Here is a 12,699-nt window from a genome sequence, read left to right as displayed (position 1 = left end):
AGGGCGCCAGCCCTGCTGCCCTGGTGGAATGCCAGCTTCCTTCCCGGGGACAGTCCCTGGTCTTGAGCCCGCCCCATGTATTGGGGCGGGCATCTGATTACGCCAGGGGACTGACCCTGGGGCTGCCCTCTTTGACCTTGGGGCTGTCCCCTTTGAGAGGCCGACGCGCTCCCCGCGCACCCGCAGCCCGGCCCTCCATCTCGGCCACAAAGCCCGCAATCCAGCCTGCCACCAGGTCCGGATGGCTCACCAGTACCCAGTGGCCGGCATCCACCTCCTGCCGTCGCAGTTCCGGCACCCAGCGCTCCAGATCATCAAACAACTGGCTTCCGACATAGTGATCCTGTGCCGGCACAATCAGCTGCACCGGGCAACAGGCATAGCGGGGTTCCGGCCGGAACAGTTTGTGGAGAAAGTTGGCGCGATAGAGCTCCACCCCGTGCCGGCCATCCCCGGTTTGCGTCGGATTCAGCGGCGGCTGCGGAATCTGCTCGCGCTTTTGCAGGTAGCGGGGCCACCATTCGCCCAGCCCGGCCCGCCAGAGCGCCGGCGCCAGCACAGGCAGGTGAAAGAACAGCACATACCAGGAGCTGGCCAACTGGCTGAGTACCGCGGCCTTGTCCTGCCAGGACCGGCTGACGGCCTTGCGCCGCAGCAGGAAACCGACGTGATCGAGGCAAGGCCCGGACAGCGAGGTGTAACTGAGTATCCGCTCTGTCAGCGGGCCCCGGGTGACCGCCTCCCAGCACTGGATCGAGCCCCAGTCATGGCCCGCCAGATGAAAGCTGCGGCCCGGTACCATCGCGTCGGCCACCGCTGCCAGGTCCGCCGCCAGCAGCTCCATCCGGTAATCGGCACGGCGTTGCGGAACCTGGGAGTAGCCGGCTCCCCGGACATCGTAGGCAATCACGAAATAGCGCTCCGCCAGCCGTTCGGCGACGTCCTGCCACACCGCATGGTTGTCCGGGTAGCCATGCACCAGCACCACCGGCACCGCCGCCGGATCACCATAGCTGACCACGTTCAGCCGGACACCATGGCTCATTACCCGGGTATTGCTCATCATGGCTGCGCTCCTTCAATGACAGGAAGGGAATGACAGCCTGGCGTCACTCCCGATGCCCTGCAGAGTAACAGTGGCGGTTGCCGGCAACCTTGGCGATTCGGGCCTGCTGCCACCCCGGCAGGGCCGACAAACCGGGATCGCGTGCTGTTCCATCGTGAGCTGAGGTTTTTCAGTGATTCCGCTGCGCAGTATTCGATTCAGCAATCTCTGAATTCCGGGATGATTTTTGGTCACTTCATTATTGAAACCGGCTTTTAATGAAATTCGTAATTACCTGGAGCTTTATTGTTTCACAGTAATTGACAGCAACCGCATTGATGAAAGATCATTGATGAATTCTGCTATGCGGTATATATTTTCGCTAAAGCGCACAAAGAGGTGATCCCATGAACATGAACTACACGGCCGAGGAACTCGCCTTCCGTGACGAAGTGCGGGCGTTCCTGGATGAAAAGCTGCCAGCGGATATTGCCGCCAAAGTGAAAGGCTTCCGTCGCCTGTCCAAGGAGGACCACCAGCGCTGGCAGAAAATTCTCAGTGCACAGGGCTGGTACGCGCCCCACTGGCCGGAGGAACATGGCGGAGTGAAATGGACTCCGGTCCAGAAGCACATCTGGGACGAAGAATCCTCCCGCTACGGTGCCCCCAAATCGATTCCCTTCGGGGTCAGCATGGTGGCTCCGGTCATCATCCGCTTCGGCAGCGAAGCGCAGAAACAGCAGTACCTGCCCCGTATCCTTAACGGGGAAGACTGGTGGTGCCAGGGCTATTCCGAGCCCGGCGCCGGCTCTGACCTGGCCTCGCTGAAGACCCGTGCAGTCCGCGACGGCGATCACTACATCGTGAATGGCCAGAAGACCTGGACCACCCTCGGCCAGCACGCCAACATGATCTTCTGCCTGGTACGCACCAATACCGAGGTGAAGCCCCAGGAAGGCATCTCGTTCCTGCTGATCGACATGAACACCCCGGGCATCACCGTGCGCCCGATCATCACCCTCGACGGCGAACACGAAGTCAACGAAGTGTTCTTCGAAGACGTGAAGGTACCGGTGGAAAACCTGGTGGGTGAGGAAGACAAGGGCTGGACCTACGCCAAGTACCTGCTGACGTACGAGCGCACCGGCCTGGCCGGTATCGGCATGTCCAAGGCCGCACTGTCCCATCTCAAGCAGCTCGCCGCACGCTGCATCAAGAACGGCCGGCCGCTGATTGAAGACGCGGTGTTCAGCCAGCGCATTGCCAAGGTGGAAATCGACCTGATGGCTGCGGGCATCAGCAACCTGCGAATCATCGCTTCCGTCGAAGGGGGTGGCGTGCCCGGTGCCGAGAGCTCCATGCTGAAAGTCCGTGGCACCGAGATCCGGCAGGCCATCAATGACCTGGCCCGCCGTGCCATCGGCCCCTACGCCATTCCGTTCGTTGAAGAAGAACTGAAGCTGGACTACGACGGCGAGTTCCTGTCTGACAAGGACGCCGCGCCATTGTCCGCGCTCTACTTCAACAACCGCAAGCTCTCGATTTTCGGCGGATCCAACGAGATCCAGAAGAACATCGTGTCGAAAATGATTCTCGGGCTTTAAGGAGGCGACCATGGATTTCCGACTCAACGAAGAGCAGCAGATGCTGCAGGACACCGTGGCCCGCCTGGTGCGCGGTGAATACAGTTTTGAAAAACGCCTGGAATTCAGCGCCAGCGAACTGGGCTTCAGCGCCGGATTCTGGCAGCAGCTGAGCGAGCTGGGGCTGACCGCAGTCCCCTTCGCCGAGGAACTCGGTGGCTTTGGCGGCGGCGGTGTGGAAGTGCAGTCGGTCATGACCGAACTGGGCCGCGGGCTGTGCCTGGAGCCTTACCTGCAATCCGTCATCCTCGGCGGCGGCCTGCTCAGCCAGGCGGGCAACGCCAGCCAGCACGAGGCCTGGCTGGGTGGTGTGGCCAGCGGCGAACTGAAAGTTGCCGTCGCGCTGCAGGAGCCCCAGAGCTATTACGACCTGAACGATGTGGCAACCCGTGCCGAGAAATCCGCTGACGGCTACCTGCTGAACGGTCGCAAGGCGGTGGTAATCGGCGGTCACTGTGCCGACCTGATCATCGTCTCGGCCCGCACCAGCGGCGACAGCCGGGATGCCGCCGGTATCAGCCTGTTTGCCGTCAATCCGGACAGCGCCGGTGTAGAGCGTCGCAACTATCCGACCATCGACGGTTTCAAGGGCTGCGACATCACCCTGAACAACGTCCAGGTAAGCGCTGACGCCCTGCTCGGCAGCGAAGGCGATGCGGCGGCCGTTATCGAGTACCAGACCGGCCGTGCCATCGCCGCCCTGTGCGCCGAAGCCGTAGGGGTCATGGAAGTGGCCTGCGAGCTGACCCTGGACTACCTCAAGCAGCGCAAGCAGTTCGGCGTTCCCATCGGCAAGTTCCAGGTGCTGCAGCACCGCATGGTCGACATGATGTCAGAGCTGGAGCAGGCCCGATCCATGGCAATCCTGGCTGCCAGCGTGGCCGATGGGGAACAGAGCGACGAACGGCGCCAGATCCTCGCTGCCGCCAAGAACGTGATCGGCCGTGCCGGCCAGTTCATCTCCGAGGCGGGCATCCAGTCCCACGGCGGTATCGGCATGACCTGGGAATACAACTTTGCGCACTACGCCAAACGTCTGGTGATGATCAACCACCAGCTGGGCGATGATGATTTCCATCTGGCGCACTACGCCAGCCGGTTACAGGCAAGCTAAACCCCTCATCAGTGAGCCTGAGGTCTCGCCCTCCGGTCAGAGACCTTTTTGCGGGGGTGGCGTCAGCCACCCCCTTTTTTATGCAGTACACTGCCAGCAATCTCCCATCCGAGGACTGAGGACATGACGATGACAACAACAAGCGAACCATCGACCCCACAGGATCTGAAAAAGGCCGAATGGCAAGTCCGTACCGAACTGGCCGCGGCCTACCGGCTGGTCGCGCTGTTTGGCTGGGACGACCTGGTCTTCACCCACCTGTCGGCGCGGGTGCCCGGACCGGACCATCACTTCCTGATCAATCCCTACGGCCTGCTGTTCCACGAGATCACCGCGTCTTCGCTGGTGAAGGTGGACCGTGACGGCCAGGTGGTGGAGTCCGGTGGCGTCAGCCGGGTCAACCCGGCCGGATTTACCATTCACAGCGCGGTGCATATGGGCCGCGAGGACGCCGGGGCGGTGATGCACCTGCACGCTCCGGACGGCGTTGCGGTCTCCGCCCACCGCGACGGCCTGCTGCCGCTGAGCCAGACCGCCATGCTGTGCCTGGATCACCTGTGCTATCACGACTACGAAGGGGTGGCGCTGAATCTGGACGAACGGGAGCGGCTGATCCGCGACCTGGGCAGCAAGTCGATGATGCTGCTGCGCAACCACGGCGTACTGACTGCCGGCAGGGATGTTCCGGAAACCTTCACCTACCTGTACTTCCTGATGAAGGCCTGTGAAATCCAGGTGCGGACCCTGGCCTGCGGGCCGACGTGGATGCCGTCCGAACAGGCCATCGCCACCACCGCGGAACAGTCGCAGCAGCTGGGCATGGCCGCGAAGCTGACCTGGCCGGCACTGTTGCGGCTGCTGGACAGCAAGAATCCGGGCTACGGCGTGTAAACGCCGGCGCCCCGGCAAGACTGCGGGTCAGCCAAGCAGCGACCATTCCCTGACCAGTTCGGCCAGGGTGGCCGCACCCATTTTCTGCATCACGCGGGCACGGTGGATATCAACGGTCTTGCGGCTGTTGCCCAGGGTATCGGCAATTTCCTGGCTGGTCAGCCCGGCCAGCATCAGCTCCATGACCTCTTTTTCCCGCGAGGTGAGCGCGCTGAACCGGGCCTTGAAGTCCCGGACCAGTGCGTTGCGGGCAAAGAATGGCTGCGCGCCCTCGAGGACTTCGGCGACCTTGGCCAGCAGCCGGGGATTGTCGATGGGTTTTTCCAGCACGTCGAGGGCGCCGGACTGGGTGACCCTGACCGCAGACCGGATGGTCGCATGGGCGGTCAGTACCAGAATGACCAGGTTGAGCTGGCGCCGGGCGATTTCTTCCAGCAAGGCCTCACCCCGCATGTGCGGCATGGCAAGGTCGACAATCAGGCACCCCGGTGAACCATCGTAGGCGGCCAGGAACTCCCGGCCGCCGGGATAGGTAGAGACGGCGTAACCGGCCCGCCCCAGAACCCGCCGCAGCGATTCCCGGATGCCGAAATCATCATCCACGACGTGGATGGTGGCGCTGAACGGAGGCTGTGGACGACTCAAAACGATGACCCTGAAAGCACGTGGAAACCCGGCCCGGCCAACGTCAACAAATCAGGCGACCGGCATGGGTACTGCCGGCCATTGTAGCCTAGCGCCGGACCGGTGCCATCCCCAGATGGGCGCCGCCATCAATCAGCAGGGTCTCACCGGTGGTCAGATCGCCACCGATGATCAGGCCAAGGCAGACGTCAGCCACCGTTTCCGGGGACGCCGCATCGTGCAGGGGCGCTGCGGCCTTGGTCTTTTCCAGCCGCGTCTGGTAATTGGCCTCACCCAGCCCCTGCTTGAGCCACTCGCCCTGGACAAAGCCCGGACACACCGCATTGACCCGCACTTCCGGCCCCATGACCCGGGCCAGTGACCGGGTCATGGTGATCAGTGCCCCCTTTGACGCGGCATAGGCGATGGAGCTGCCGATTCCGGCCAGACCGGCAATCGACGCCATATTGATGATGTGACCGGAGCCGTTGGCACGCAGGGCCTTTTCAGCGGCACGGGTCATCTGGAAGGGGCCTACCGTGTTGATGGCATAGAGGTCGAGGAAGTCCTGCATGTCCAGCCCTTCCAGGTTGCGATGGTCGCAGAACTTGGTGGTGCCGGCGTTGTTGACCAGGATATCCACCCGGCCAAACTTCGCCAGCGCGGCCTCGACCAGCGCACGGCAGTCGGCATCCTCCGCCACATTGGCCTGGCACACCAGAGCACCGACGCCGAACTGCTCACAATCGGCTGCCACCGCCCGGGCGCCGGCTTCGTTACTGCTGTAATTGATCACCACGTGGCAACCGTGCTCGGCAAACAAGCGGGCAATGGCAGCGCCAATACCCGAAGATGAACCGGTGATGATGGCGACGGAATCTTTCAGTTTCATGCTATCCCCCTGTGACCAGAAGGGGCAGACCATCGCTGATAGCCTGCCCCGTAGCTGGCGCCCGGATTGTTGGTTGATTGACAGTTACTTGATGGCTTCGCGAACGATCTTGCCATCCTTCACCACCGCCAGGGTGGTCTGGGTTACAAAGCCCCCGTCGGCGGTGACGGCGGTCACCTGGTACGGGTTCTTGCTGGCGTCCATGGTCTTCAGCGCGTCGGCGACGGCCCCGCGGATCACCTTCGGGTCAGTCGATTCGGTGGCATCCATCGCTTCCACCAGGGCATGCAGCGCCAGGTAGTTGTAGGCCGCCTCGGAGCCCGGGGTCTTGCCGTAGCGGGCCTTGTAACGCTGGATGAAGCTCTTGGCGGTCTCGGTCTCGTAGACACTCAGCGGCACCACGCCGATCGAGCCTTCCATCATCTCCAGGCCACCGGCAACTTCCGCCACCTCATCGATCTTGGCCTGATCCATGATCATGAACGCACCCTGGAAGCCCATCTGGCGGGCCTGCTGGATGACCAGGCCGGTCGGCTCGGAGGCACCGCCGACAAACATGACGTCCGGATTGCCGGCAATGATACGGCTGACCCCGGTGAAGAAGTCGGCCGACTTGTTGTAGTCCATCGGGTTATTGGCAACCACTTTGCCACCCTTGCCCGTCCACTCCTGCTCCACCATGGTGGCCCAGATCTTGGCATACTCGTGGGTGGCGCCACCCATGCCGAGGGTAGTGCCGAAGTTTTCCTGGGCATAGGCGGTGAACGCCCGCACATAGCCGTCAAAGGTCGGCGGGATCCGCAGGGTCAGCCCGTTGCCCTTCTCGGTGATGCTCGGCACGCTGGAGTAGGCCATCACCAGGAAGTTGTCTTTCTCGTTGAAATCCTGGAGCGCAAAGATACCGCCGGAGTGGGGTACAAAAACCGCCGGCACGTTGGATTCCTGCTTCAGACGTTTGGCGTTGGTGGCGGCCTGGGCCGGTGAATAACGGTCGTCCAGTGATACCAGTTCGATGGTGGTTGGCTCGCCGTTGAGGTCAAAGCCGCCGCCGGCATTGATCTCTTCTGCCGCCATCCGCAGGCCGGACAGGGTATTCTCACCGTACAGTGCAGCACCGCCGCTGAGCGGTCCGGTGAAGCCGATCTTCACTTCCCCGGCAAGGGCGCCGGCATTCAGGCTGATGCCGAGCGTCGCCGCCGCAACAGCAAGACCCAGTTTCTTGGCTATTTTCATTGTTTTCTCCTGGTTGTTGCGCTTGTCGTGTGTTGAGTCAAGGGTAATCCGCGGAGCCCTCAGGCCCCGATGTAGGCTTTGCGGACCTGTTCGTTACCCAGCATGGTTGCCTGGTCGCCTTCCATCACCAGGCGACCGTTCTCCATCACATAGGCCCGGTGGGCAATCTTCAGGGCGGCAAAGGCATTCTGTTCAGCCAGCAGTACCGTGGTGCCCAGGCTGTTGATCTGCTTGATGGTTTCGAACATCTGCCTGACCACCAGCGGGGCCAGGCCAAGGGAGGGTTCGTCCAGCATCAGCAGCCGCGGACGGCTCATCATGGCGCGACCGATGGCAACCATCTGCTGCTGCCCCCCGGACAGTGACCCCGCCGGCTCGCCAGCCTTGTCGTCAAGAATCGGGAACAGTTCCAGCACCTCGTTCAGGCGCTTGCGGTTGCCGGCCCGGTCCCTGCGGTGGACGAAGGCGCCCATCATCAGGTTCTGCAACACCGTCATCTGGGGGAACAGCTTGCGGCCCTCGGCGCACTGCACCACGCCGGAGGACACAATGGTGCTGGCTTTCACGCCGTTCAGCCGCCGGCCCTCGAACTCGATGACCCCGGCACTGGGCCGGTGCAACCCGCTGATGGCGTTAAACAGGCTGGATTTGCCGGCACCATTGGCGCCCAGCAGCACCACCAGCTCGCCGGTATCCACCACCATGGAGATGTCGTTGAGTGCCTTGAAGCTGCCGTAGCAGATATCGACATTGTTAAGCTGCAACATCTTCGTCACTCCCCAGATAGGCTTCGATGACCAGCGGATTGCTGCGGACCTGTTCCGGCGTGCCCTCAGCGATCTTCTCGCCGTGATCCAGCACCATGATCTTGTCCGCCAGGCTCATGATCATGTCCATCTTGTGCTCGATGAGGCAGACGGTGAGGCCGTTGGCCACCATCTTTTTCATCAGCGCGGCAAAGCCTTCGGTTTCTTCCGGGTTAACGCCGGCAGCGGGCTCGTCCAGCAGCACGATTTTCGGATCGGTGGCGAGGGCGAGGGCAAACGCCACCCGCTTGCGTTGTTCCTGGGTGATGTCGGCGATGTACTGGTTTTCAACGTGGGACAAGCCGACAAAATCCAGCGCCTCACGGGCCTTGTCGCGGGAGGCCTTCTCCTCGGCCTGCAGTCGTTTCGAGTTGACCAGCACATCCCACAGGCCGGACTTGGTCCGCAGCCGGTGGCCGACAATCAGGTTATCCAGCACGGTGGCCTGCTCGAACAGGTTGGTGGTCTGGAAGGTTCGTCCAACCCCCAGCTGCGCCACCTTGTCACAGCGCAGCCGGGTGACGTCCACGCCGTCCAGCAGGATCCGCCCGGAGGTGGGCTGGTGCATGCCGGAGATCAGGTTGAAGAAGGTGCTCTTGCCGGCACCGTTCGGACCGATGATGGCGTTGATCTTGCCCGCTTCGAAGACTACGGACACATCGTTGACCGCCGCCAGGCCACCGAACATCTTGGTGAGGTGCTCTACCTTAAGCATTGTTGCGGGCCTCCTGTGGCGCGGTTACCTTGCTCGCCCGGGCCTTGTGCCGCGGCTGCATGGCCTGGGCCTTGTGATGCATCCAGCTCAGGAACTGGCCGGTGATACCGCGGGGGAAGAAAATGACCAGTACCACCAGCAACGGGCCGAAGATGATCATCCGGTACTCCTCGAGAAACTGCAGCGACTGGGTAATCCAGACAATGCCGACAGTGCCCAGCAGCGGACCGGTAATGGTGCCGATGCCCCCCACCAGCAGGTAGGTGATCATGTCGAAGGTGTGGGTGATGTTGGCTTCTTCCGGGCCGATGAAGCGCACCATCCCGGCATACAGCGCCCCGGCCAGGCCGGCATAGGTGGTGGACAGCACGAAGGCCAGGACCTTGTTGCGCATCAGGTTGATGCCAAGGGATTCCGCCAGCTCGTCACCGTTGCGGATGGCGATGAAGGTCCGCCCCAGCAATGACCGGGACAACCGGCCCATGAACCAGATGGCGAGCACCAGGAACGCCAGCACCAGGTAATAGAAGGGAGTGGTTTCGGTGAAGTCCACCAGGCCGAAGCCGTAGGGCGCCGCGATATCGCGGACACCAATCGGGCCGTGGGTAAGCTCCTCCCATTTGTCGATCAGCAGGTAGATGATAAAGCCGACGCACAGGGTGAAGATGGCAAAGTAGTGCTCCTTCAGGCGCAGCGACACCACCCCCACCAGAAAGCCGAGGGCTGCAGTCATCAGCAGGGCCGCCAGGAACGCCGGCCAGAAGCTCCAACCGTGGTCGGCGGTGAGCAGGCCCAGGGTGTAGGCGCCAATGGCGAAGAAGCCACCGTGGGCGAGGTTCAGCTGGCCGCAAAAGCCGGTAATGATGTTCAGGCCATACACCGCAATGGCCCAGACAAACGCCGACGCCATTACGTAGACCTGGTACTCGTTACTGGCCAGGAACGGGAACAGGATGGCCAGTGCCAGCAAGCCATATCGGGCGGCCGGCGTCATCAACAGGGATCCGATCTTGAACAGCATGGTCAGTGTGCCCCCTTTGCAAACAGGCCCTGCGGGCGGACGGACAGGATCAGTACCAGCAGGCCGAAGGCAATGATGTCTTTATAGGCCGTGGAGATGTAGAAGCCGCCGAAGGCTTCGGCAAAGCCGATGATCATGCCACCGGCGATGGCCCCCGGAATGCTGCCCATGCCGCCGAGGATGATGATCACGAAGGCTTTCATGATCACCAGGTGCCCCATGGCGGGATAGACCAGGTTGATGGGTGCATAGAGCGTGGCCGCAATGGCGGCCAGGGCACCGGAGATGGCAAAGGTCATCATCGCCACCCGGTTGGCATCGATACCCACCAGGAAGGCCCCTTCCCGGCTCTGGGCCATCGCAATGATGGTGGCTCCGGTCATGGTCTTGCGCAGGAACATCTGCAGCGCAAACACCAGGGTAAAGGCGCCGGCAATGATCAGCAGCCGCTGCTCGGGGATGATCAGGCCGTCAAAGTTCATGATGCCGGTAAACGGCGAGCTCATACGACGGAAATCCGACCCCCAGAACATCTGCACCAGCGCTTCCAGGAACAGCAGGATACCGATGGCGGCGATCTTGTCGTGGATCGGCGGGGAATGGCGCAGCGGATGGAAGACCAGGCGCTCGCAGAGGACGCCGAGGATGGCCACCACCGCGGCGGAACCGGCCATGGCAAGCCAGTAATGCACGCCCAGGTCAACCATGAAGAAGTAGGACATGAAGGCACCGACCATATACAACGCGCCGTGGGCGAAGTTCGGAATGTGCAGTATGCCGTAGACCAGGGTCAGGCCAAGGGCTACGAGACCGTAGATGCTCCCAAGGGTTAACCCGTTGATGATTTGCTGAAAGAAAAGGTTCAAGCGTGCCCCTCCCCTGTTTGTTGTTATCGGAAGTTTTCGAGGCTGTGATCCGCAGGGCCCGGGTGGGCCCGCGGATGTCTTGAAACAATTACACCAAACGTCTCACATGTCAAACATTAAAATTCAGTTTCGCAGTGCGAACCATGGAGACATTTTAACCGGGCTTAACCCCGGTTTTTCCACTCCTCTTCCTGCAGCGCACGCCACATCAGTTTGCCGGTGGGGGACTTGGGCAACTCATCGACGAACTGGACAATGGTAGGCACCTTGTAGGCGGCCATCTGTTCCTTGCACCAGGCAATAATGTCCTGCTCGGTGGTCTGGCCATCGGCTTCCGGAGTCAGCACGATACAGGCCTTGACCGTCTCGCCCCGCTTGGGGTCCGGAGCCGAGATGATGCATACCTCGTGGATGGCCGGGTGGCGATACATCAGGCCTTCCACCTCGGAGGGCCAGACCTTGAAGCCGGAGGCGTTGATCATGCGCTTGACCCGGTCCACCATGAAGAAATAACCCTGTTCATCGTAGTACGCCAGGTCACCGGTGCGGAAAAAGCGCTTGCCGTCGATTTCGACGAATGCAGCATCGGTTTCCGCAGGACGGTTCCAGTATCCGATCGTGACCTGGGGGCCGTTGGACACGATTTCCCCCACTTCCCCCGGTCCCTTCTCCTCCAGGGTGTCCACATCGATGATCCGGCTGTCGACGTCAAACACCGGGATGCCCAGGCACTGCGGCTTGGGCCTGGCCACCGGGTTGATGTGGGTCGCCGCCATGGTCTCGGACAGGCCGTAGCCCTCGATGTAGTCGAGACCGGTCAGCTGCTTGAGCTTGGCCGCCACGGCTTCCGGCATCGCCGCACCGCCGCCGCCAATCATGTTCAGGCTGCTGAGGTCGTACTTGCCAAGATCCGGGTTGGACAGGAAATCCACTGCCATGGTGACAATGTTGGTCCAGCCGGTGACCCGGTAACGCTCGATCAGGCGGGCGGCGGTGGTGCGGTCCCAGCGGGTCATGATGACCGACGTGGAGCCACAGAAGATGGGGCCGTTCATCGAGCCGGTCATCCCGGTGACGTGAAAGAACGGCAGGGTGGCCAGCTGTACGCTGTTCACCGTACTCAGGTTCCAGAACACCCGGTGCACCGCCGTTGCCATCACACTGCGATGGGTGTGCATGCAGCCCTTGGGCGCACCGGTAGTGCCGGAGCTGTAGGGAATCACCGCGAGGTCCCCGGGCTCTGCGGTATGCGCCGCCGGCGTATGGCCGGCCGCCAGGGCCTGCTCCCAGGAAACCACACCGGCGATGTCTTTCGACCAGGCGGGCGCGGCTACTTCCGCCGGCAGGTCAAGGTCGGTGTCCGGATCGATATAGGTGCTGTAGGAGGCAACCACCACCTGCTCAAGGTCGGTCTCGCCAATCAGCGGGCTGATAAAGCCCGCCAGCTCCTGGCCGGCAAGGCAGACCCGGGCACGGGTATCGGCAACGTAGTGCTCAAGCTCGGCCGCGCGGTTCATCGGGTTGACCGGGATCACCACCGCATCGGCCCGCAGGATGGCGTAGTAGCCGATGACGTACTGGGGCGAGTTCTGCATGTAAAGCAGCACCCGGTCACCCTTCTGGACACCCTGGGCCTGCAGGTAGCCGGCCAGCGCCTCGACCTCCGCCAGCAGGCGACGGTAGCTCAGGGGGGCATCGTAGAAGATGATGGCATTGTGGTCGGGGTAGCGCATGGCCGTCACCGCCAGGTTGGTAAACAGGCTGGTGTGCGGCAGAGTCATGGTCTTGGGCAGTTCTTTGGGCCAGACCTGGTAATGGCGTGTGAACATCGTTGTTGTACTCCCCTGTT

Annotated in this window: 12 protein-coding genes; 3 read left to right on the top strand and 9 right to left on the bottom strand. The window is 62.1% G+C overall.

Annotated features, from left to right (window positions below):
• Window positions 1–97: 97 nt before the first annotated feature.
• Window positions 98–1,066, bottom strand: coding sequence for an alpha/beta fold hydrolase (locus CLH61_RS09570; protein WP_228152594.1), 969 nt, complete (start codon window positions 1,064–1,066; stop codon window positions 98–100).
• Window positions 1,067–1,452: 386 nt separating this feature from the next.
• Between CLH61_RS09570 and CLH61_RS09565 the strand changes: the two genes are divergently transcribed.
• The 3 genes from CLH61_RS09565 (at window position 1,453) to CLH61_RS09555 (ending at window position 4,693) form a co-directional block, all read left to right on the top strand.
• Window positions 1,453–2,649: an acyl-CoA dehydrogenase family protein gene (locus CLH61_RS09565; RefSeq protein WP_099614485.1), complete on the top strand. Its 1,197-nt coding sequence runs from the start codon at window positions 1,453–1,455 to the stop codon at window positions 2,647–2,649.
• A 10-nt stretch (window positions 2,650–2,659) separates the two neighbouring features.
• On the top strand, window positions 2,660–3,802 hold the full coding sequence (locus CLH61_RS09560) for an acyl-CoA dehydrogenase family protein (RefSeq protein ID WP_099614484.1): 1,143 nt from the start codon (window positions 2,660–2,662) through the stop codon (window positions 3,800–3,802).
• Window positions 3,803–3,931: 129 nt separating this feature from the next.
• Window positions 3,932–4,693, top strand: coding sequence for a class II aldolase/adducin family protein (locus CLH61_RS09555; protein WP_099614483.1), 762 nt, complete (start codon window positions 3,932–3,934; stop codon window positions 4,691–4,693).
• 27 nt (window positions 4,694–4,720) lie between these two features.
• Here CLH61_RS09555 and CLH61_RS09550 read toward each other — a convergent pair whose 3' ends face one another.
• The 8 genes from CLH61_RS09550 to CLH61_RS09515 form a co-directional block, all read right to left on the bottom strand.
• Complete coding sequence (locus tag CLH61_RS09550) at window positions 4,721–5,338, bottom strand: response regulator transcription factor (protein ID WP_170003675.1); 618 nt, start codon at window positions 5,336–5,338, stop codon at window positions 4,721–4,723.
• 88 nt (window positions 5,339–5,426) lie between these two features.
• On the bottom strand, window positions 5,427–6,209 hold the full coding sequence (locus CLH61_RS09545; RefSeq protein WP_099614481.1) for an SDR family NAD(P)-dependent oxidoreductase: 783 nt from the start codon (window positions 6,207–6,209) through the stop codon (window positions 5,427–5,429).
• A gap of 84 nt (window positions 6,210–6,293) precedes the next feature.
• A complete protein-coding gene (locus CLH61_RS09540) occupies window positions 6,294–7,442 on the bottom strand; it encodes an ABC transporter substrate-binding protein (RefSeq protein WP_099614480.1) in 1,149 nt (382 codons plus the stop codon).
• 59 nt (window positions 7,443–7,501) lie between these two features.
• Entirely contained in the window at window positions 7,502–8,209 is a 708-nt protein-coding gene (locus CLH61_RS09535) for an ABC transporter ATP-binding protein (protein ID WP_099614479.1), read from the bottom strand.
• Window positions 8,196–8,963, bottom strand: coding sequence for an ABC transporter ATP-binding protein (locus CLH61_RS09530; protein ID WP_099614478.1), 768 nt, complete (start codon window positions 8,961–8,963; stop codon window positions 8,196–8,198). The genes CLH61_RS09535 and CLH61_RS09530 overlap by 14 nt, the downstream gene beginning before the upstream one ends.
• Window positions 8,956–9,984, bottom strand: a complete 1,029-nt coding sequence (locus tag CLH61_RS09525) for a branched-chain amino acid ABC transporter permease (protein ID WP_099614477.1) — start codon at window positions 9,982–9,984, stop codon at window positions 8,956–8,958. The genes CLH61_RS09530 and CLH61_RS09525 overlap by 8 nt, the downstream gene beginning before the upstream one ends.
• Before the next feature lie 2 nt (window positions 9,985–9,986).
• Complete coding sequence (locus CLH61_RS09520) at window positions 9,987–10,850, bottom strand: branched-chain amino acid ABC transporter permease (protein WP_099614476.1); 864 nt, start codon at window positions 10,848–10,850, stop codon at window positions 9,987–9,989.
• 164 nt (window positions 10,851–11,014) lie between these two features.
• A complete protein-coding gene (locus CLH61_RS09515) occupies window positions 11,015–12,679 on the bottom strand; it encodes a long-chain fatty acid--CoA ligase (RefSeq protein WP_099614475.1) in 1,665 nt (554 codons plus the stop codon).
• Window positions 12,680–12,699: the final 20 nt, after the last annotated feature.

It is taken from the genome of Marinobacter profundi (assembly GCF_002744715.1).
Lineage (GTDB): Bacteria > Pseudomonadota > Gammaproteobacteria > Pseudomonadales > Oleiphilaceae > Marinobacter > Marinobacter profundi.
The sequence above is the reverse complement of the archived record's forward strand: the minus strand, read 5'-3'. Positions and strand labels throughout refer to the sequence as shown.